The sequence below is a fragment of the Streptomyces sp. FXJ1.172 genome, assembly GCF_001636945.3.
Taxonomy (GTDB): domain Bacteria; phylum Actinomycetota; class Actinomycetes; order Streptomycetales; family Streptomycetaceae; genus Streptomyces.
Map to the genome: position 1 here is coordinate 7,461,584 of NZ_CP119133.2, position 21,163 is coordinate 7,482,746.

At 71.6% G+C, this 21,163-nt stretch carries 18 protein-coding genes; 17 read left to right on the plus strand and 1 reads right to left on the minus strand.

The features are described 5' to 3' along the window. Nucleotides 1–233 precede the first annotated feature (233 nt). The 14 genes from pyrR to A6P39_RS33690 all read left to right on the plus strand — a co-directional run bounded on the left by pyrR (nt 234) and on the right by A6P39_RS33690 (nt 16,856). The gene (gene pyrR, locus A6P39_RS33625) at nt 234–815 is read left to right on the plus strand and encodes a bifunctional pyr operon transcriptional regulator/uracil phosphoribosyltransferase PyrR (RefSeq protein WP_067046337.1); all 582 of its coding nucleotides are present in this window, start codon (nt 234–236) and stop codon (nt 813–815) included. 92 nt (nt 816–907) lie between these two features. Beyond that, nucleotides 908–1,888, plus strand: a complete 981-nt coding sequence (locus A6P39_RS33630) for an aspartate carbamoyltransferase catalytic subunit (RefSeq protein ID WP_067046339.1) — start codon at nt 908–910, stop codon at nt 1,886–1,888. 5 nt (nt 1,889–1,893) lie between these two features. Then, complete coding sequence (locus A6P39_RS33635; RefSeq protein ID WP_067046341.1) at nt 1,894–3,180, plus strand: dihydroorotase; 1,287 nt, start codon at nt 1,894–1,896, stop codon at nt 3,178–3,180. Beyond that, the gene (locus A6P39_RS33640) at nt 3,177–3,737 is read left to right on the plus strand and encodes a PH-like domain-containing protein (protein WP_067046348.1); all 561 of its coding nucleotides are present in this window, start codon (nt 3,177–3,179) and stop codon (nt 3,735–3,737) included. Before A6P39_RS33635 ends, A6P39_RS33640 begins: the two co-directional genes overlap by 4 nt. Next, nucleotides 3,734–4,876: a glutamine-hydrolyzing carbamoyl-phosphate synthase small subunit gene (gene carA / locus A6P39_RS33645; protein ID WP_067046350.1), complete on the plus strand. Its 1,143-nt coding sequence runs from the start codon at nt 3,734–3,736 to the stop codon at nt 4,874–4,876. The genes A6P39_RS33640 and carA overlap by 4 nt, the downstream gene beginning before the upstream one ends. Beyond that, the gene (gene carB / locus A6P39_RS33650) at nt 4,869–8,177 is read left to right on the plus strand and encodes a carbamoyl-phosphate synthase large subunit (RefSeq protein WP_067046352.1); all 3,309 of its coding nucleotides are present in this window, start codon (nt 4,869–4,871) and stop codon (nt 8,175–8,177) included. The genes carA and carB overlap by 8 nt, the downstream gene beginning before the upstream one ends. Nucleotides 8,178–8,241: 64 nt before the next feature. After that, nucleotides 8,242–9,348 carry a quinone-dependent dihydroorotate dehydrogenase gene (locus A6P39_RS33655; protein ID WP_067046354.1) on the plus strand — a complete coding sequence of 369 codons (1,107 nt, stop codon included), beginning with the start codon at nt 8,242–8,244 and terminating at the stop codon, nt 9,346–9,348. Then, nucleotides 9,345–10,199, plus strand: coding sequence for an orotidine-5'-phosphate decarboxylase (pyrF, locus tag A6P39_RS33660; RefSeq protein WP_267893325.1), 855 nt, complete (start codon nt 9,345–9,347; stop codon nt 10,197–10,199). The genes A6P39_RS33655 and pyrF overlap by 4 nt, the downstream gene beginning before the upstream one ends. Nucleotides 10,200–10,519: 320 nt before the next feature. Continuing rightward, nucleotides 10,520–10,843: an integration host factor gene (locus tag A6P39_RS33665; RefSeq protein WP_003977346.1), complete on the plus strand. Its 324-nt coding sequence runs from the start codon at nt 10,520–10,522 to the stop codon at nt 10,841–10,843. Nucleotides 10,844–10,903: 60 nt separating this feature from the next. After that, complete coding sequence (gmk, locus tag A6P39_RS33670; protein ID WP_067046356.1) at nt 10,904–11,461, plus strand: guanylate kinase; 558 nt, start codon at nt 10,904–10,906, stop codon at nt 11,459–11,461. 38 nt (nt 11,462–11,499) lie between these two features. Continuing rightward, nucleotides 11,500–11,772 (plus strand): DNA-directed RNA polymerase subunit omega, encoded by a 273-nt coding sequence (gene rpoZ, locus A6P39_RS33675; RefSeq protein ID WP_005319902.1) that lies wholly within the window; start codon nt 11,500–11,502, stop codon nt 11,770–11,772. Nucleotides 11,773–11,896: 124 nt separating this feature from the next. After that, entirely contained in the window at nt 11,897–13,099 is a 1,203-nt protein-coding gene (gene coaBC, locus A6P39_RS33680; protein ID WP_067046518.1) for a bifunctional phosphopantothenoylcysteine decarboxylase/phosphopantothenate--cysteine ligase CoaBC, read from the plus strand. Nucleotides 13,100–13,349: 250 nt separating this feature from the next. Continuing rightward, entirely contained in the window at nt 13,350–14,573 is a 1,224-nt protein-coding gene (metK, locus tag A6P39_RS33685) for a methionine adenosyltransferase (protein ID WP_067046358.1), read from the plus strand. Nucleotides 14,574–14,690: 117 nt separating this feature from the next. Further along, nucleotides 14,691–16,856: a primosomal protein N' gene (locus tag A6P39_RS33690; RefSeq protein WP_067046361.1), complete on the plus strand. Its 2,166-nt coding sequence runs from the start codon at nt 14,691–14,693 to the stop codon at nt 16,854–16,856. Between the two features lie 124 nt (nt 16,857–16,980). Here the strand turns inward: A6P39_RS33690 and A6P39_RS33695 are convergent, their stop codons facing one another. Continuing rightward, nucleotides 16,981–17,523: a hypothetical protein gene (locus tag A6P39_RS33695; protein ID WP_067046363.1), complete on the minus strand. Its 543-nt coding sequence runs from the start codon at nt 17,521–17,523 to the stop codon at nt 16,981–16,983. Nucleotides 17,524–17,800: 277 nt separating this feature from the next. Here A6P39_RS33695 and fmt point away from each other — a divergent pair, with 277 nt between their 5' ends. The 3 genes from fmt (at nt 17,801) to rpe (ending at nt 21,118) form a co-directional block, all read left to right on the plus strand. After that, nucleotides 17,801–18,733, plus strand: a complete 933-nt coding sequence (fmt, locus tag A6P39_RS33700; protein ID WP_067046365.1) for a methionyl-tRNA formyltransferase — start codon at nt 17,801–17,803, stop codon at nt 18,731–18,733. Between the two features lie 150 nt (nt 18,734–18,883). Beyond that, nucleotides 18,884–20,311 (plus strand): RsmB/NOP family class I SAM-dependent RNA methyltransferase, encoded by a 1,428-nt coding sequence (locus A6P39_RS33705; RefSeq protein WP_067046368.1) that lies wholly within the window; start codon nt 18,884–18,886, stop codon nt 20,309–20,311. A gap of 120 nt (nt 20,312–20,431) precedes the next feature. Continuing rightward, the gene (gene rpe, locus A6P39_RS33710) at nt 20,432–21,118 is read left to right on the plus strand and encodes a ribulose-phosphate 3-epimerase (protein ID WP_067046370.1); all 687 of its coding nucleotides are present in this window, start codon (nt 20,432–20,434) and stop codon (nt 21,116–21,118) included. Nucleotides 21,119–21,163: the final 45 nt, after the last annotated feature.

Sequence of the window (21,163 nt, forward strand, 5' to 3'; positions counted from 1 at the left end):
GCGCTGTTGCCCGCCGCGCGGCTGGTAACTCACTGTGAGGTTACGCAGCGTGACTCTTGTGCGTCAAGCCGAATGGTCCACACCGACTCTTCCGTGGTGGCGGCATCCGGTTGGGCCAAGGGAGTGAAGGAGGGGGTGATCGGGGGGCTTCCCGCGACCTGATACGGTGGATGGCGCAAATCCGACGTCCTTTAAGGTCCGTCCCGTGAGGCGGAGAAGGAGGTCCGTTTCGTATGGACAAGCACGACTCGTCTGCGCACCCGCAGGCGTCCGATGCGCGGCCCGTTCTCGAGGGCCCCGACATCGCGCGGGTACTGACCCGCATCGCCCACGAGATCGTCGAGCGCGCCAAGGGCGCCGACGACGTGGTGCTCCTCGGCATTCCCACCCGGGGCGTCTTCCTCGCCCAGCGGCTCGCCGTCAAGCTGGAGCAGGTCACCGACCGCAAGATCCCGGTCGGCTCGCTCGACATCACCATGTACCGCGACGACCTGCGCATGCACCCGCCGCGCGCGCTGGCCCGCACCGAGATCCCCGGTGACGGCATCGACGGCAAGCTGGTCGTCCTCGTCGACGACGTGCTCTTCTCCGGCCGCACCATCCGGGCCGCCCTGGACGCCCTGAACGACATCGGGCGCCCGCGCGCGGTGCAGCTCGCGGTCCTGGTCGACCGGGGCCATCGCGAACTGCCGATCCGCGCCGACTACGTCGGCAAGAACCTCCCCACGTCGTTGCGGGAGACGGTCAAGGTCCAGCTCGCCGAGGAGGACGGTCGCGACACCGTGCTGCTCGGCGTGAAGCAGACCGGCCAGTAGCCAATCAGGCGCGCAAGTCCGCTTCGGCGTACCCGCGTACGCGCCTGTTTGCCCCGAATCTCCCGAATGAACTGCCTTACGGAGCCTGACAGATGCAGCGCCATCTCATCTCGGCCGCCGACCTCACCCGTGACGACGCCGTCCTGATCCTCGACACCGCCGAGGAGATGGCCCGGGTCGCCGACCGGCCGATCAAGAAACTGCCGACCCTGCGCGGCCGCACCGTCGTGAACCTCTTCTTCGAGGACTCCACGCGCACGCGCATCTCCTTCGAAGCCGCCGAGAAGCGCCTGTCCGCCGACGTCATCAACTTCTCCGCGAAGGGCTCGAGCGTCTCCAAGGGCGAGTCCCTGAAGGACACCGCCCAGACCCTGGAGGCGATGGGCGTCGACGCCGTCGTCATCCGGCACGGCGCCTCCGGAGCCCCGTACCGCCTTGCCAACTCCGGCTGGATCGACGCTGCCGTCATCAACGCCGGCGACGGCACCCACCAGCACCCCACCCAGGCCCTGCTGGACGCCTTCACCATGCGCCGCCGGCTGATCGGCCGTGACACCGGCCTCGGCAAGGACCTGGCCGGCAGGCGCATCACCATCGTCGGCGACGTCCTGCACAGCCGGGTGGCCCGCTCCAACGTCGACCTGCTGCACACCCTCGGCGCCGAGGTCACCCTGGTCGCCCCGCCCACCCTGGTGCCGGTCGGCGTCGAGAACTGGCCCTGCGAGGTGTCGTACGACCTCGACAGCGCCCTGCCGAAGTCCGACGCGGTGATGATGCTCCGTGTCCAGCGCGAGCGCATGAACGCCGCGTTCTTCCCGACCGAGCGCGAGTACTCGCGGCGCTACGGCCTCGACGGCGAGCGCATGGCCAAGATGCCCGAGCACGCCATCGTGATGCACCCCGGCCCCATGGTCCGCGGCATGGAGATCACCGCCGAGGTCGCCGACTCCGACCGCTGCACCGTCGTCGAGCAGGTCGCCAACGGCGTCTCCATCCGGATGGCCGTCCTGTACCTGCTGCTCGGCGGCAACGAACCCGCCGTCAGCCACGCCCGCACCAACGAGGAGAAGTAAGACCCATGAGCAAGATCCTGATTCGTGGTGCGAAGGTGCTCGGCGGCGAGCCGCAGGACGTGCTGATCGACGGCGAGGTCATCGCGGCCGTCGGCACGGGGCTGTCCGCCGAGGGCGCTCAGATCGTGGAGGCCGCCGGCAAGGTGCTGCTGCCGGGCCTGGTCGACCTGCACACCCACCTGCGCGAGCCGGGCCGTGAGGACTCCGAGACGGTCCTGACCGGCACGCGCGCGGCCGCGTCCGGCGGCTACACGGCCGTGTTCGCCATGGCCAACACCTTCCCGGTCGCCGACACCGCCGGTGTCGTCGAGCAGGTCTACCGGCTCGGCCAGGAGCACGGCTACTGCGACGTACAGCCCATCGGTGCCGTCACCGTCGGGCTGGAGGGCAGGAAGCTCGCCGAGCTGGGCGCCATGCACGAGTCGGCCGCCGGCGTCACCGTCTTCTCCGACGACGGCAAGTGCGTGGACGACGCGGTGATCATGCGCCGTGCGCTGGAGTACGTGAAGGCCTTCGGCGGTGTCGTCGCCCAGCACGCGCAGGAGCCGCGGCTGACCGAGGGCGCCCAGATGAACGAGGGCGTCGTCTCCGCCGAGCTGGGCCTGGGCGGCTGGCCGGCCGTCGCGGAGGAGTCGGTCATCGCGCGGGACGTGCTGCTCGCCGAGCACGTCGGCTCCCGCGTCCACATCTGCCACCTGTCGACCGCAGGCTCCGTCGAGATCGTCCGCTGGGCCAAGTCCCGCGGCATCGACGTCACCGCCGAGGTCACCCCGCACCACCTGCTGCTCACCGACGAGCTGGTGCGGACGTACAACCCCGTCTACAAGGTCAACCCGCCGCTGCGCACCGAGCGGGACGTGCACGCCCTGCGCGAGGCGCTCGCCGACGGCACGATCGACATCGTCGCCACCGACCACGCCCCGCACCCGCACGAGGACAAGGACTGCGAGTGGGCCGCGGCCGCCATGGGGATGGTGGGGCTGGAGACCGCGTTGTCAGTGGTGCAGGAGACCATGGTCGACACGGGCCTGCTGGACTGGGCCGGCGTCGCCGACCGGATGTCCGTCAAGCCCGCACACATCGGACAGGCCACCGGACACGGCCGTCCCGTCTCGGCTGGTGAGCCCGCCAACCTCACCCTCGTCGACACGGAATACCGTGGCCAGGTGGACCCCGCGGGCTTCGCCTCGCGCAGCCGCAACACCCCCTACGAGGGGCGTGAGCTGCCGGGCCGTGTGACGCACACGTGGCTGCGGGGCAAGGCCACGCTCGTCGACGGGAAGCTCACGTGACACCTCTCATCCTGCTCGCGGAGGCCAAGAAGTCGGCCGCCGTCACCGACTGGCCGGCCCGCATCGGCTGGCTCGTCGGACTCGTCCTCTTCATCGCGCTCGTCTACTGGCTGATGCGCGAGGGCTGGAAATGGCGCGGCACGCTCCAGAGCGACCTGCCGGAGCCGCCCAGCGCGCCGGAGGAGACCGGCCCGGCGAAACTGAGCATGAGCGGCCGCTACCACGGCTCCACCACCGCCGGGCAGTGGCTGGACCGCATCGTGGCCCACGGCCTGGGCACCCGCAGCCGGGCCCAGCTCACCCTGACGGAGGCGGGCCTGGAGGTCGAGCGTCCCGGGGCGGCCGACTTCTTCGTCCCCACCGCCGCACTGCGCGGGGCCCGGCTGGACAAGGGCATCGCCGGCAAGGTCCTCCCCGAGGGCGGACTGCTGGTGGTGACCTGGGCACTGGGCGACAAGCTGATCGACTCCGGCTTCCGCTCCGACCACGTGGCCGAGCACGCCGAGTGGGTCGACACCCTGAACGACATGATCAACGACACGGAAGGCGCACGATGACGACCTCCACCAGGGGAGCCGCCAAGGTTCCCGCCGTACTCGTCCTGGAGGACGGCCGCACCTTCCGCGGCCGCGCCTACGGGGCCGTGGGGGAGACCTTCGGCGAGGCCGTGTTCTCCACCGGCATGACCGGCTACCAGGAAACGCTGACCGACCCGTCGTACGACCGCCAGATCGTCGTCGCGACTGCCCCCCAGATCGGCAACACGGGCTGGAACGACGAGGACGACGAGTCGAGCCGGATCTGGGTCTCCGGCTACGTCGTGCGCGACCCCGCGCGCGTGCCCTCCAACTGGCGCGCGAAGCGCTCCCTGGACGACGAACTGGTCGCGCAGGACGTGGTCGGCATCTCCGGGATCGACACCCGCGCCCTCACCCGCCACCTGCGCGAGCGCGGCTCGATGCGCGCCGGCATCTTCTCCGGCGAGGCGATCGCCCCCGAGGCCGAGCTGCTCGAGCGCGTGCAGGCCCAGCCGCACATGAAGGGCGCGAGCCTCTACGAGGAGGTCGCGACCAAGGAGGCCTACGTCGTCCCGGCCATCGGTGAGAAGCGGTTCACCGTCGCCGCGATCGACCTCGGCATCAAGGGCATGACCCCGCACCGCATGGCCGAGCGCGGCATCGAGGTGCACGTCCTGCCCGCGACGGCCACGGCCGACGAGGTCTACGCCGTCAGCCCTGACGGTGTGTTCTTCTCCAACGGCCCCGGCGACCCGGCCACGGCCGACGGCCCGGTGGCGCTCATGACCGCCGTCCTGGAGCGGAAGACGCCCCTGTTCGGCATCTGCTTCGGCAACCAGATCCTCGGCCGCGCCCTCGGCTTCGGCACCTACAAGCTGAAGTACGGCCACCGGGGCATCAACCAGCCGGTCCAGGACCGTACGACCGGCAAGGTCGAGGTCACCGCGCACAACCACGGCTTCGCCGTGGACGCGCCGCTCGACACGGTCAGCGAGACGAAGTTCGGCCGCGCCGAGGTCTCGCACGTCTGCCTGAACGACAACGTCGTGGAGGGGCTGCAGCTGCTCGACCAGCCGGCCTTCTCCGTCCAGTACCACCCCGAAGCGGCAGCGGGCCCGCACGACGCCGCCTACCTGTTCGACCGCTTCGTTTCCCTGATGGAGGGCCAGCGTGCCTAAGCGCACCGATATCCAGTCCGTCCTGGTCATCGGCTCCGGCCCGATCGTCATCGGCCAGGCCGCCGAGTTCGACTACTCCGGCACCCAGGCGTGCCGCATCCTGCGCGCCGAGGGCCTGCGCGTGATCCTCGTCAACTCCAACCCGGCGACGATCATGACCGACCCGGAGATCGCCGACGCCACGTACGTCGAGCCGATCACCCCGGAGTTCGTCGAGAAGATCATCGCCAAGGAGCGCCCCGACGCCCTGCTGCCCACCCTGGGCGGCCAGACGGCCCTGAACACCGCGATCTCGCTGCACGAGAACGGTGTCCTGGAGAAGTACGGCGTCGAGCTGATCGGCGCCAAGCCCGAGGCCATCCACAAGGGCGAGGACCGCGACCTGTTCAAGGAGGTCGTGGAGGAGGTCCGGCGCAAGACGGGCCATGGCGAGTCCGCCCGCTCGGTCATCTGCCACTCCATGGACGACGTCCTCCAGGGCGTCGAGACCCTCGGCGGCTACCCGGTCGTCGTCCGCCCGTCCTTCACCATGGGCGGCGCCGGCTCCGGCTTCGCCCACGACGAGGAGGAGCTGCGCCGCATCGCCGGCCAGGGCCTGACCCTCTCGCCGACCACCGAGGTGCTCCTGGAGGAGTCCATCCTCGGCTGGAAGGAGTACGAGCTGGAGCTGATGCGCGACAAGCACGACAACGTCGTGGTCGTCTGCTCCATCGAGAACTTCGACCCGATGGGCGTGCACACCGGTGACTCGATCACCGTCGCGCCCGCGATGACGCTGACCGACCGCGAGTACCAGATCCTGCGCGACATCGGCATCGCCGTGATCCGCGAGGTCGGCGTCGACACCGGCGGCTGCAACATCCAGTTCGCGGTGAACCCCGAGGACGGCCGCGTGATCGTCATCGAGATGAACCCGCGCGTGTCGCGTTCCTCCGCCCTCGCCTCGAAGGCGACCGGCTTCCCGATCGCGAAGATCGCCGCCAAGCTCGCCGTCGGCTACACCCTGGACGAGATCCCGAACGACATCACGCGGGAGACCCCGGCCTCCTTCGAGCCCACGCTCGACTACGTCGTCGTCAAGGCCCCGCGCTTCGCGTTCGAGAAGTTCCCGCAGGCCGACTCCACGCTGACCACCACCATGAAGTCGGTCGGCGAGGCCATGGCCATCGGCCGGAACTTCCCCGAGGCGTTCCAGAAGGCGCTGCGCTCGCTGGAGAAGAAGGGTTCGCAGTTCACCTTCGTCGGCGAGACGGGTGACAAGGCGGCACTCCTGGCGGAGTCCGTACGGCCCACCGACGGCCGGATCAACACGGTCATGCAGGCCATCCGCGCGGGCGCCACGCCCGAGGAGGTCTTCGAGTACACGAAGATCGACCCGTGGTTCGTGGACCAGCTCTTCCTGATCAAGGAGGTCGCCGACGAGCTGGCCGAGGCGCCCGAGCTGACCGCCGACCTGTTCGCCGAGGCCAAGCGGCACGGCTTCTCCGACGCCCAGATCGGTGAGATCCGCGGCCTGCGCGAGGACGTGGTCCGCGAGGTCCGCCAGGCCCTCGGCATCCGCCCGGTCTACAAGACGGTCGACACCTGTGCGGCCGAGTTCGCCGCGAAGACGCCGTACTTCTACTCCTCCTACGACGAGGAGAACGAGGTCGCGTCCCGCGAGAAGCCCGCCGTCATCATCCTGGGCTCCGGCCCCAACCGCATCGGCCAGGGCATCGAGTTCGACTACTCCTGTGTCCACGCCTCCTTCGCGCTCAGCGACGCGGGCTACGAGACGGTGATGGTCAACTGCAACCCGGAGACCGTCTCCACCGACTACGACACCTCCGACCGCCTGTACTTCGAGCCGCTGACGCTGGAGGACGTCCTCGAGATCGTCCACGCCGAGCAGCAGGCCGGCCCGGTGGCCGGCGTGATCGTGCAGCTGGGCGGCCAGACCCCGCTCGGCCTGTCCCAGGCCCTGAAGGACAACGGCGTGCCGGTTGTCGGCACCTCGCCGGAGGCGATCCACGCCGCCGAGGACCGCGGCGCCTTCGGCCGGGTCCTCGCCGAGGCCGGCCTCCCGGCCCCGAAGCACGGCACCGCCACCACCTTCGAAGAGGCGAAGGCGATCGCCGACGAGATCGGCTACCCGGTCCTGGTCCGCCCGTCGTACGTGCTGGGCGGCCGGGGCATGGAGATCGTCTACGACGAGACCCGCCTCGCCTCCTACATCGCCGAGTCGACCGAGATCAGCCCCTCCCGCCCGGTCCTGGTCGACCGCTTCCTGGACGACGCGATCGAGATCGACGTCGACGCCCTCTACGACGGCGAGGAGCTGTACCTCGGCGGCGTCATGGAGCACATCGAGGAGGCCGGCATCCACTCCGGCGACTCGGCGTGCGCCCTGCCCCCGATCACCCTCGGCGGCTTCGACATCAAGCGCCTGCGCGCCTCGACGGAGGCCATCGCCAAGGGCGTCGGCGTACGCGGTCTGATCAACATCCAGTTCGCGATGGCGGGCGACATCCTCTACGTCCTGGAGGCCAACCCGCGCGCCTCGCGCACCGTGCCCTTCACCTCGAAGGCGACCGCGGTACCGCTGGCCAAGGCCGCCGCGCGGATCTCGCTGGGCGCGACCATCGCCGAGCTGCGCGCCGAGGGCCTGCTCCCGGCGAACGGCGACGGCGGTGAGCTGCCGATGGACGCGCCGATCTCCGTCAAGGAAGCGGTCATGCCGTGGTCGCGGTTCCGCGACATCCACGGCCGCGGCGTGGACACCGTCCTCGGCCCGGAGATGCGCTCCACCGGCGAGGTCATGGGCATCGACTCCGTCTTCGGCACGGCGTACGCCAAGTCCCAGGCGGGGGCCTACGGCCCGCTGCCCACCAAGGGCCGGGCGTTCATCTCGGTCGCCAACCGGGACAAGCGCTCGATGATCTTCCCGGCGCGCGAACTGGTCGCCCACGGCTTCGAGCTGCTCGCCACCTCCGGCACCGCCGAGGTGCTCAGGCGCAACGGCATCAACGCCACCGTCGTGCGCAAGCAGTCCGAGGGCACCGGCCCGAACGGCGAGCGGACCATCGTCCAGCTCATCCACGACGGCGAGGTCGACCTCATCGTCAACACCCCCTACGGCACGGGCGGCCGGCTCGACGGCTACGACATCCGTACGGCCGCGGTGGCCCGCTCGGTGCCGTGTCTGACGACGGTGCAGGCCCTCGCGGCGGCCGTCCAGGGCATCGACGCGCTCAACCACGGTGACGTGGGCGTGCGTTCGCTCCAGGAACACGCGGAACACCTGACCGCGGCCCGCGACTAGCAGCCCCGAGGGGGACACCGGAAACGGTGTCCCCCTCTGTATGAGGACCCTGAGGACTTTCTGGATGTACAAGCTCTTCTTCCGTCTGGTTTTCAAACGGATGGATGCCGAGAAGGCCCATCACCTGGCCTTCCGCTGGATCCGCCTGGCCGTGCGCATCCCCGTGCTGCGCACCTTCGTCGCGGCCGTCCTCGCGCCGCGCCACAAGGAACTGCGCACGCAGGCCTTCGGGCTGCGCATGCACGGGCCCTTCGGGCTCGCCGCCGGCTTCGACAAGAACGCCGTCGCCATCGACGGCATGTCGATGCTGGGCTTCGACCACGTCGAGATCGGCACGGTGACGGGGGAGCCCCAGCCCGGCAATCCCAGGAAGCGGCTGTTCCGTCTCGTCGCGGACCGCGCACTGATCAACCGCATGGGCTTCAACAACGACGGTTCGCTGGCCGTGGCGGCGCGCCTCGCCACGCGCAAGCCGGTGTTCAGGACCGTTGTGGGCGTCAACATCGGCAAGACCAAGGTCGTCCCGGAGGCGGAGGCCGTCGGCGACTACGTGAAGTCCGCCGAGCGGCTCGCGCAGTACGCCGACTACCTGGTGGTCAACGTCTCCTCGCCGAACACGCCCGGCCTGCGCGATCTGCAGGCCACGGAGGCGCTGCGGCCGCTGCTGACCGCGGTGCGCGAGGCGGCCGACCGCACGGTCGCGAACCGCCGCGTCCCGCTGCTGGTGAAGATCGCCCCGGACCTCGCCGACGAGGACATCGACGCCGTCGCCGACCTGGCCGTGGAACTGGGCCTGGACGGCATCATCGCCACCAACACCACCATCGCGCGCGAGGGCCTCGGCCTGCGCTCCGCGCCCTCGATCGTGCATGAGACCGGCGGCCTGTCCGGTGCTCCCCTCAAGGAGCGCTCCCTGGAGGTCCTGCGCCGCCTGTACGCGCGCGTGGGCGACCGGATCACCCTGGTGGGCGTCGGCGGTGTCGAGACCGCCGAGGACGCCTGGCAGCGCATCCTGGCCGGCGCCACGCTGGTCCAGGGCTACAGCGCCTTCATCTACGAGGGCCCCTTCTGGTCACGCGCGATCCACAAGGGCCTCGCCGCCCGCCTGCGCACCAGCCCCTACACCACCCTCGCCGACGCGGTCGGCGCCGACGTGAGGAACTCCCGGTGACCAGCAAGACCCCGACGGAGCCCTTCGGCGCCCGGCTGCGCCGCGCCATGGACGAGCGCGGCCCGCTGTGCGTCGGCATCGACCCGCACGAATCCCTGCTCGCCCAGTGGGGCCTGGACGACGACGTGGCCGGTCTGGAGAGGTTCAGCCGTACGGTCGTCGAGGCCGTCGCCGACCGGGTCGCCGTGATGAAGCCGCAGAGCGCCTTCTTCGAGCGCTTCGGCTCCCGTGGCGTCGCCGTCCTGGAGACGGTCGTCCGGGAGGCGCGCGCGGCCGGCACGCTGGTCGTGATGGACGCCAAGCGCGGCGACATCGGCTCGACCATGGCCGGCTACGCGCAGGCGTACCTGCACCAGGACGCCCCGCTGTTCTGCGACGCGCTGACCGTCTCGCCGTACCTGGGCTACGGCTCGCTCAGCCCGGCCGTCGCGCTGGCCCGGGAGAGCGGTGCCGGTCTGTTCGTGCTGGCGCTGACCTCGAACCCGGAGGGCCCCGAGGTGCAGCACGCGGTCCGCGCCGACGGCCGCAGCGTGGGCGCGACGATGCTGGCCCACCTGGCCGCCGAGAACGCGGGGGAGGAGCCGCTGGGCTCCTTCGGCGCCGTCGTGGGTGCCACGGTCGGTGATCTGTCGTCGTACGACCTCGCCATCAACGGCCCGCTCCTCGCGCCCGGCGTCGGCGCGCAGGGGGCGACGGCGGCCGACCTCCCCAAGGTCTTCGGGCCGGCGCTGCGCAACGTCGTGCCGAACGTCAGCCGGGGTGTTTTGCGTCACGGTCCCGACGCCGGGGCGCTGCGCGCCGCCGCGGAGCGCTTCGCCGAGGAGATCCAGGCCGTCGTCACGGCTTTCTGAGCCCTTTCGGCGGGTTCCGGAGTCCTCCGACGAGTGCCCCGGCGGGCGGCGGCCCGGCGACTTGAGTGTGAATACATCCTCAAATCGGGGGCATTATGTCTGAAATGTCCGGCCTGACGGAGGCTGACCAGGACTTTTCCGCTGTTCTCGCTGACTCTGGCGGACTTGCCCGCTAGTCTCCGAGCAGTGGGGGCACCTCCCACGCCCTTCAGGCAGTGGGGGAGAACGGGCAGCGTGTTGCTCGTGGCTCCCCAGGTGTGGGGCGACTAGGTTCCTCACCGGTCCGTATCCGACAGTTCGACATCCGAGGTGACGTAGGCGTGGCTCTTCCGCCCCTTACCCCTGAACAGCGCGCAGCCGCGCTCGAAAAGGCCGCCGCGGCTCGCCGGGAGCGGGCCGAGGTCAAGAATCGACTCAAGCACTCCGGCGCCTCCCTGCACGAGGTCATCAAGCAGGGCCAGGAGAACGACGTCATCGGCAAGATGAAGGTCTCCGCACTGCTCGAGTCGCTGCCGGGCGTGGGCAAGGTCCGCGCCAAGCAGATCATGGAGCGTCTGGGCATCTCCGAGAGCCGCCGCGTGCGGGGTCTCGGTTCCAACCAGATCGCTTCCCTGGAGCGTGAGTTCGGCAGCACCGGCTCCTGAGTCCGTCTCCCGACGGACCGGGAGTCCCGGGCACCCCGGGATTGCTGGAATAATCGCTGCATGAGTGAACGTCCGCGGCTGACCGTGCTCTCCGGCCCCTCGGGGGTCGGCAAGAGCACGGTCGTCGCCCATATGCGCAAGGAACACCCCGAGGTCTGGCTCTCGGTCTCGGCCACCACCCGCAAGCCGCGCCCCGGCGAGCAGCACGGGGTCCACTACTTCTTCGTCACCGACGAGGAGATGGACAAGCTGATCGCCAACGGTGAACTGCTGGAGTGGGCCGAGTTCGCCGGGAACCGCTACGGCACGCCCCGCGCGGCCGTGCTGGACCGCCTGGAGAACGGCGAGCCCGTTCTGCTGGAGATCGATCTCCAGGGCGCCAGGCAGGTCCGGGAGTCGATGTCCGACGCCCGGCTGGTGTTCCTGGCTCCCCCCTCCTGGGAGGAGCTGGTGCGCAGGCTGACCGGCCGGGGCACCGAGCCGCCCGAGGTCATCGAGCGCCGCCTGGACGCGGCCAGGACCGAGTTGGCGGCCGAGCCGGAGTTCGACATGACCTTGGTCAACACCTCCGTCGAGGACGTGGCGCGCGAGCTGCTAGCCTTGATGGACATTGTGTGATCGTGACTGATCTTTTCCCCTCTTTCGGAAGGTAGAGCGTGTCCTCTTCCATCACCGCGCCCGAGGGCATCATCAACCCGCCGATCGACGAGTTGCTTGAGGCCACCGACTCGAAGTACAGCCTCGTGATCTACGCCGCCAAGCGGGCCCGTCAGATCAACGCGTACTACTCCCAGCTCGGCGAGGGCCTCCTCGAGTACGTCGGTCCCCTGGTGGACACCCACGTCCACGAGAAGCCGCTTTCGATCGCCCTGCGCGAGATCAACGCGGGCCTGCTGACGTCCGAGGCCATCGAGGGCCCCGCCCAGTAGTCCTGTGCAGTAGTACTTTCAGACTGCGATCGACTTATCCACAGGCCCGGCAGCACGTTGCCGGGCCTGTGGTGTGTGATGGACTCGTACGGTGCCGAGCCGGGGAGAGATGCGGGGAGCGATGGTGGACAAGCCGAGGGTCGTCCTGGGGGTCAGCGGCGGAATCGCCGCCTACAAGTCCTGTGAGCTGCTGCGCAGGCTGACCGAGTCGGGTCACGACGTACGCGTCGTCCCGACCGCGTCCGCGCTGCACTTCGTGGGTGCCGCCACCTGGTCCGCCCTGTCGGGCAACCCGGTCTCGACGGAGGTCTGGGACGACGTCCACGAGGTCCCGCACGTCCGCATCGGCCAGCACGCCGACCTCGTGGTCGTCGCACCCGCCACGGCCGACGTGCTGGCCAAGGCCGCCCACGGCCTCGCCGACGACCTGCTGACCAACACCCTCCTGACCGCCCGCTGCCCGGTCGTCTTCGCGCCCGCCATGCACACCGAGATGTGGGAGCACCCGGCCACGCAGGAGAACGTGGCCACCCTGCGCCGGCGCGGCGCCGTCGTCATCGAGCCCGCCGTCGGCCGGCTCACCGGCGTCGACACCGGCAAGGGCCGGCTGCCCGACCCGGTGGAGATCTTCGAGGTCTGCCGCCGGGTGCTGGCCCGCGGGGTCGCCGAGCCCGACCTCAAGGGCAGACACGTGGTCGTGTCCGCCGGCGGCACCCGCGAGCCCCTGGACCCGGTCCGCTTCCTGGGCAACCGGTCCTCCGGCAAGCAGGGCTACGCCCTCGCCCGCACCGCCGCCGCCCGCGGCGCCCGTGTCACCCTGATCGCGGCCAACACCGGCCTGCCCGACCCGGCGGGCGTGGACGTCGTGCCGGTCGGCACGGCCGTCCAGCTCCGCGAGGCCGTCCTGAAGGCGGCGGCGGACGCCGACGCGGTCGTCATGGCCGCGGCCGTCGCCGACTTCCGTCCGTCGGCCTACGCCGCCGGGAAGATCAAGAAGAAGGACGGACGGGAGCCCGACCCGATCGTCCTGGTACGGAATCCGGACATTCTCGCGGAGATCTCGGCCGATCGCGCCCGCCCGGGACAGGTGATCGTCGGCTTCGCCGCCGAGACCGACGACGTGCTCGCCAACGGCCGTACCAAGCTCGCCCGCAAGGGCTGTGACCTGCTGGTGGTCAACGAGGTGGGGGAGCGCAAGACGTTCGGTTCCGAGGAGAACGAGGCCGTCGTGCTCGCCGCCGACGGCAGCGAGACCCCCGTACCGCACGGGCCGAAGGAGGCCCTGGCCGACACCGTCTGGGACCTCGTCGCCCAGCGGCTCGGCTGAGCGGCGCGCCCTCGCGCACGCCCGCTGGGGGCGCACGCGAGGAACGATCAATTCGCGTGTGGCGACCCTGGCCAACGCGGCCCGGCATTGTGCAGAATGCCCGTGCCGCAGGTCACAGCGCTCCCGAGAGGCGAGACGGTGGCCCACAGCGCGAGTGCGACCGATAAACTGTTCAGGGTCGGCACCGGGCGCAGCCCTCGTGCCGACTGCAAATGATCAGCCAGCAGCCGCTGCAACCACAGGGAGCGTAGTGTCCCGTCGCCTGTTCACCTCGGAGTCCGTGACCGAGGGTCACCCCGACAAGATCGCTGACCAGATCAGCGACACCATTCTCGACGCGCTTCTGCGTGAGGACCCGACCTCCCGGGTCGCCGTCGAGACGCTGATCACCACCGGCCTGGTGCACGTGGCCGGCGAGGTCACGACCAAGGCTTACGCGGACATCGCGACCCTCGTCCGCGGCAAGATCCTCGAGATCGGCTACGACTCCTCCAAGAAGGGCTTCGACGGCGCTTCCTGCGGCGTGTCGGTCTCCATCGGCGCGCAGTCCCCGGACATCGCACAGGGTGTCGACACGGCGTACGAGTCCCGGGTCGAGGGCGCCGCCGCAGGCGACGAGGCCGACGAGCTGGACAAGCAGGGCGCGGGCGACCAGGGCCTGATGTTCGGCTACGCCTCCGACGAGACGCCGACCCTCATGCCGCTGCCGATCTTCCTGGCGCACCGCCTGTCCAAGCGCCTGTCCGAGGTCCGCAAGAACGGCACCATTCCCTACCTGCGCCCCGACGGCAAGACGCAGGTCACCATCGAGTACGACGGCGACAAGGCCGTCCGCCTCGACACGGTCGTCGTCTCCTCGCAGCACGCCTCCGACATCGACCTGGAGTCGCTGCTCGCTCCCGACATCCGCGAGTTCGTCGTGGAGCCGGAGCTGAAGGCCCTGCTGGACGAGGGCATCAAGCTGGAGACCGAGGGCTACCGCCTGCTGGTCAACCCGACCGGCCGCTTCGAGATCGGCGGCCCGATGGGCGACGCCGGCCTGACCGGCCGCAAGATCATCATCGACACCTACGGCGGCATGGCCCGGCACGGCGGCGGCGCCTTCTCCGGCAAGGACCCGTCCAAGGTCGACCGCTCCGCCGCGTACGCGATGCGCTGGGTGGCGAAGAACGTCGTGGCGGCGGGCCTGGCCTCCCGCTGCGAGGTCCAGGTCGCCTACGCGATCGGCAAGGCCGAGCCCGTCGGCCTCTTCGTGGAGACCTTCGGCACCAACAAGGTCGAGACCGAGAAGATCGAGAAGGCGATCGACGTCGTCTTCGACCTCCGCCCGGCCGCGATCATCCGCGACCTCGACCTGCTCCGCCCGATCTACGCCCAGACGGCTGCGTACGGCCACTTCGGCCGTGAGCTGCCCGACTTCACCTGGGAGCGCACCGACCGCGTGGACGCCCTCCGCAAGGCAGCGGGCCTGTAAGCCCGCACCTCCTTCTCGCCGAGGCCCGGCTTCCCTTCGGGGGCCGGGCCTCGGCGTGTCCGGAGCGGTCCGAGGCGGCGGGGGCCGTTGTCAGTGGGGTTTGGTAAGAATGCAAGCGTGAGCAGCGAGAACGGGGTGTCCCGGGCAGCGGGGGACGGCGGGGCCGAGGGTGCGCCGCCGGAGCAGCTCGCGCTCATCCGGGAGAGCGTGCGCAAGGCGAACACGCCGCGCGCCAAGCCGCGCACCTGGCGGGGGGCCGCGCTCGCCAAGGAACTGCCCGTCGCGCGGGTGCTCGTCGACAAGGGAGTACTGCACCTCGACCGGTACTTCGACTACGCCGTGCCCGAGGAGCTGGACGGCCAGGCGCAGCCCGGAGTGCGCGTGCGGGTCCGGTTCGGTGCCGGGCGGCACCGGGTGCGTGAGGGGCGCCGCGAGGGCGGCGGGCTGATCGACGGGTTCCTCATCGAGCGCCGCGCCGAGTCCGACTACTCCGGGCCGCTGGCCGCGCTGGCCCAGGTCGTGTCGCCCGAGCCGGTGCTGAGCGAGGAGCTGCTGGGCCTCGCCCGGGCCGTCGCCGACCGCTACGCGGGCAGCCTCGCCGATGTGCTCCAGCTGGCCGTGCCGCCGCGCAGCGCACGTGCCGAGCAGCGGTCGTCGCCCGCGCCGCTGCCGCCGCCGCACACCCCGGACGCCGGGCCCTGGGCGAGGTACGAGCACGGGGGTGCCTTTCTCGAGGCCCTGGCCTCGGGCGCAGCACCCAGGGCCGTCTGGAACGCGCTGCCGGGTCCGTCGTGGAGCGAGGAACTGGCCCGGGCCGTCGCCGCCACGCTCGCCTCGGGACGCGGCGCCCTCGTCGTCGTACCGGACGGGCGGGCCGCCGCGCGGGTCGACGTCGCGCTGACCGCGCTGCTCGGCGCGGGCCGGCATGCGCTGCTCACCGCCGACGCGGGTCCCGAGAAGCGGTACGCGCAGTGGCTCGCGGTGCGGCGTGGATCCGTACGGGCCGTGGTCGGGACGCGGGCGGCCATGTTCGCGCCCGTGCGGGATCTCGGGCTCGTCGCCGTGTGGGACGACGGCGACGACAGCCTCAGCGAGCAGCATGCCCCGCAGCCGCACGCGCGCGACGTGCTGCTGCTGCGCGCCGCGCTGGACAAGTGCGCGTTTCTGCTCGGCGGATTCAGCTGCACTGTCGAGGCCGCCCAGCTGGTGGAGAGCGGCTGGGCCCGGCCGCTGGTGGCCGGCCGCGAGCAGGTCCGGGCGGCCGCGCCCCTGGTCCGCACGGTCGGGGACGACGACCTCGCACGCGACGAGGCCGCCCGCGCCGCCCGGCTCCCGACCCTCGCCTGGCAGGCGGCCCGGGAGGGACTGCGGCACGGTCCGGTGCTGGTGCAGGTGCCCCGGCGCGGCTACGCACCCCGCATGGCCTGCGCCCAGTGCCGGGCGCCCGCGCGCTGCCGGCACTGTTCAGGACCGCTCCAGGGGCAGGACGCGGGAGTTCTGCGGTGCGACTGGTGCGGGCGCGAGGAGAGCGCGTGGCACTGCCCGCAGTGCGGTGGCTTCCGGCTGCGCGCCCAGGTGGTGGGAGCGCGGCGGACGGCCGAGGAACTGGGGCGCGCCTTTCCCGCCGTACCGGTGCGGACCTCGGGACGGGAACACGTGCTGGACACCGTGCCGGACACACCCGCGCTGGTGGTGAGCACCCCGGGCGCCGAACCCGTGGCGGAGGGCGGCTATGCGGCGGCCCTCCTGCTGGACGGCTGGGCCATGCTCGTACGGCCCGACCTGCGGGCCGGCGAGGACGCGCTGCGCCGGTGGATCGCGGCCGGCGCGCTGGTGCGGCCGCAGGGCGAGGGCGGCACGGTGGTCGTGGTGGCCGAGCCGACCCTGCGGCCGGTGCAGGCGCTGGTGCGCTGGGACCCCGTCGGGCATGCGGTGCGGGAACTGGCCGAGCGGGCCGAGCTGGGCTTCCCGCCGGTGTCCCGGATGGCGGCCGTCACCGGGGCGCCCGCTGCCGTCGCCGAGTTCCTGACCTCGGTCGAACTGCCGCCGGACGCCGAGGTGTTGGGGCCGGTGCCGGTGCCGTCCACACCTCCCGGCCGACCGCGCAGGCCCGGGGCGCCGCCGCCCGGTGAGCACTGGGAGCGGGCGCTCGTCCGGGTCCCGCCGGGGAGCGGGGCGGCGCTGGCCTTCGCGCTGAAGACCGCCCAGGCCGCTCGGATGGCGCGGGGGAGCGGGAGCGCTGAGGCGGTTCGGGTACGGATCGATCCGCCGGACATCGGCTGAGGGGGGAGCAGCGGGAGGCCGCGGCGGAGGGGCCGGCGGAGGGCTTCCGGGACAAGTCTGCCCTCCCGGAAAGGGGCCGGGAGGGCAGGGCGGGGGCGTCAGCCGTTGCACGGCTCGGGGAACGTCAGCCGTTGCGCGGCCCGGGGAACGCCGTCGGGCGGGCGTCGTCGCGCAGGGCGGGGCTGCCCGCGGTCGGCTGGGTGGGCATGGAGCGGGCCGCGGGAACCGTGGGGACCGACGGCAGGCCCGTGTTCACATTGAGCGTGCGCGTGCCGGACGGCTCGGGGGACCGCTCGGCCTCGGCGGCCGCCTGGGCCGCGGCACGGCGGGCGCCGTAACGGCGGTGCACCGCCTGCTTGGTGACTCCGAGCGCCGAGCCCACCGCGTCCCACGAGAAACCGAGTGAGCGGTCGAAGTCCACGGCGGCCGTGACCAGGGTTTCCACGCTGTCGCGGAGTTCCTGGGCGAGGCGGACCGTCGGGGCGGGGGCGCGTCCGTAGACAACGAAGCCTGTGGACGGGCCGGAGCGGCGCGGGCGGTAGACGTTGCCCAGCTGGGCGGTGAGCGTACGCAGTGCGTCCACCTGCCGGCGGACCCGCTCGATGTCCCGCACCAGCAAGTGCAGGCTGGCCCGGGCCTGGGCGTCGTGGGTTGCGTGGTCGGCCATGAACAAGCCTCTCGAACCGGCGTTGAAAGGAATTGGGCCGCGAAAGCGGCCCGATGTGGTCAACTCTTTCTTGACCAACGCGTGTGCGCTCCGCTGGTCACGGGCTGGGGGCGTACGGGCATATGCGTACGCCGTGTGCCCACCCGCGCGCCGCCTGTTCTGTCGGCGGACAGGCTGGACAACCTGTGGGTGCGCTCGCCGTCGGCGGCTTTCCGCCCGTGGTCATAGACTGGTGCGCTGCCCGTCCAACCCCCGCCCGAGAGGCCCGATCCCGCCCATGAAGCTTGTCTTCGCCGGTACCCCCGAGGTCGCAGTTCCCGCCCTGGACGCTCTGATCGCCTCCGGGCGGCACGAGGTGGCCGCCGTCGTCACGCGGCCCGACGCGCCGGCCGGGCGCGGGCGCAGGCTGGTCGCGTCGCCCGTGGCCGAGCGGGCGATGGAGGCCGGGATCGAGGTGCTCAAGCCCCTCAAGCCGCGCGACCCCGAGTTCCTGGAGCGGCTGAAGGAGATCGCCCCGGACTGCTGCCCGGTCGTCGCCTACGGCGCCCTGCTGCCCAGGGTGGCCCTCGACATCCCGGCGCACGGCTGGGTCAACCTGCACTTCTCGCTGCTGCCCGCCTGGCGCGGGGCCGCGCCGGTGCAGCACGCGATCATGGCGGGCGACGAGATCACCGGCGCCTCCACCTTCCTCATCGAGGAGGGACTCGACTCCGGGCCCGTCTACGGCACCGTCACCGAGGAGGTCAGGTCCACCGACACCAGCGGAGACCTGCTCACGCGGCTCGCCTTCGCCGGAGCCGGGCTGCTCGCCGCGACCATGGACGGCATCGAGGACGGCAGCCTGAAGGCCGTACCGCAGCCGGCCGAGGGCATCACCGTCGCGCCGAAGATCACTGTCGAGGACGCCCAGGTGGACTGGGCCGCGCCCGCGCTGCGCGTGGACCGCGTCGTGCGCGGCTGCACCCCGGCGCCCGGTGCCTGGACCACCTTCCGCGGCGAGCGGCTCAAGCTGATCCAGGTCACGCCGGTGCCCGAGCGCACCGACCTCGCACCGGGCCGGATGGCGGCCGGCAAGAACAGCGTGCACGTGGGCACGGGTTCGTACGCCGTCGAGCTGCTCTGGGTGCAGGCCCAGGGCAAGAAGCCGATGCGTGCGGCCGACTGGGCCCGCGGTGTGCGCATCTCCGAGAGCGACACGCTGGGCGGCTGAGGCCCGCGGGGCGGCATGGTTCCCGGGCCGCGTGGTGCCCGGGACCCGGGGCGTGGGTGCGGGCGGTCGTCGCCCCGGACCGCCGGTGCGACGTCGCCTCGACGTACGCTGGACACCGCACCCTTCCTTCATATCCGGAGCACCTTTTTCGTGACTGAGCAGTCCCGGCGGCCCCGTAAGCCCGCCAAGCCCTACCGTCGTCCGCAGAAGGATCCCGTCCGCATCCTGGCCTTCGAGGCCTTGCGCGCGGTCGACGAGCGGGACGCGTACGCCAACCTCGTGCTGCCGCCGTTGCTGCGCAAGGCGCGGGAGAAGGAAGGACCGGAGAAGTTCGACGCCCGGGACGCGGCTCTCGCGACCGAGCTGGTGTACGGCACGCTGCGGCGGCAGGGGACGTACGACGCGGTGATCGCCGCTTGTGTCGACCGGCCCCTGCGCGAGGTCGACCCACCGGTGCTGGACGTGCTCAGCCTCGGTGTGCACCAGCTGCTCGGCACCCGGATCCCCACGCACGCCGCCGTGTCGGCCTCCGTGGAGCTGGCGCGGGTGGTGCTCGGTGACGGGCGGGCGAAGTTCGTCAACGCCGTGCTGAGGAAGGTGGCCCAGGACGATCTCGACGGGTGGCTGGAGAAGGTCGCGCCGCCGTACGACGAGGACCCGGAGGATCACCTCGCCGTCGTGCACTCGCATCCCCGCTGGGTCGTCTCGGCGCTCTGGGACTCCCTCGGCGGCGGACGCGCCGGGATCGAGGATCTGCTGGAGGCCGACAATGAGCGGCCCGAGGTGACCCTGGTCGCGCGGCCGGGGCGGGCCACCGCCGGGGAACTGCTGCGCGAGGAGGCCGCCGTGCCGGGGCGCTGGTCGCCCTACGCCGTGCGGCTCGCCGAGGGCGGTGAGCCGGGCGCGGTGGAGGCCGTGCGCGAGGGGCGGGCCGGGGTGCAGGACGAGGGCAGTCAGCTGGTCGCCCTGGCGCTCGCCAACGCGCCCGTCGAGGGGTCCGACACGAAATGGCTCGACGGCTGCGCCGGGCCCGGTGGCAAGGCCGCGCTGCTGGCCGCCCTCGCCGCCGAGCGCGGAGCCACGCTGCTCGCCTCCGAGAAGCAGCCGCACCGGGCGGGGCTGGTCGCCAAGGCGCTGGCCGGCAATCCCGGGCCGTACCAGGTCATCGCCGCCGACGGCACCCGGCCGCCGTGGCGGCCCGGGACCTTCGACCGCGTGCTGATGGACGTGCCGTGCACCGGGCTCGGCGCGCTGCGCAGGCGGCCCGAGGCCCGCTGGCGGCGGCGCCCGGAGGACCTGGAGAACTTCGCGCCGCTCCAGCGCGCCCTGCTGCGCACCGCGCTCGACTCGGTGCGCGTCGGCGGGATCGTCGGTTACGCCACCTGCTCGCCGCACCTTGCCGAGACCCGGTCGGTCGTCGCCGACGTGCTCAAGCAGCGCCCGGAGACGGAGCTGGTCGACGCGCGCCCGCTGCTGCCCGGCGTGCCGGCGCTCGGCGATGGGCCGGACGTCCAGTTGTGGCCGCATCTGCACGGCACCGATGCGATGTATCTGGCGCTCATCCGTCGTACCGGCTGAGGCCACGGGCTCGTCGGGCGTCGTCCACAGGCGGAGGCATTCGTCGTACTCGTACGATGAACTGGTCCTGCCTGTGGACCGGCGCGAACATCAGTGCTCCGGACATGGCAGTCTTGGGGCATGGCCGTGCAGATCAACCCCAGCATCCTGTCCGCCGACTTCGCCCGCCTGGCGGAGGAGGCCAAGGCGGTCCAAGGCGCCGACTGGCTCCATGTCGACGTGATGGACAACCACTTCGTCCCGAACCTCACGCTCGGCGTGCCGGTCGTGGAGTCCCTGGCGCGTGCGACGGACACCCCGCTGGACTGCCATCTCATGATCGAGGATCCCGACCGCTGGGCCCCTCAGTACGTCGAGGCGGGCGCCTCGTCCGTCACCTTCCACGTGGAGGCCGCCGCCGCGCCCGTGCGACTCGCCCGCGAGATCCGTGCCAAGGGTGCCCGCGCCTCCATGGCGCTCAAGCCGGCGACGCCGATCGAGCCGTTCGAGGACCTGCTGCCGGAACTCGACATGCTGCTGATCATGACGGTCGAGCCCGGCTTCGGCGGCCAGGCCTTCCTCGACATCATGCTGCCGAAGATCCGCCGCACCCGGGAGCTGATCGGCAAGCATGGCCTCCAGCTGTGGCTGCAGGTGGACGGCGGTGTCTCGGCGTCGACGATCGAGCGGTGCGCGGACGCGGGAGCGGACGTCTTCGTGGCCGGCTCGGCGGTGTACGGGGCCGAGGACCCGGCGGAGGCGGTCCGTGCCCTGCGCGCCCAGGCGGAGGGCGTTACCGCCAAGGCGTCCTGGGCATGCGACCACTGAGCCACAGATACGTGAACGGTTAAGTGAACGGCGCCCATCAGGGCA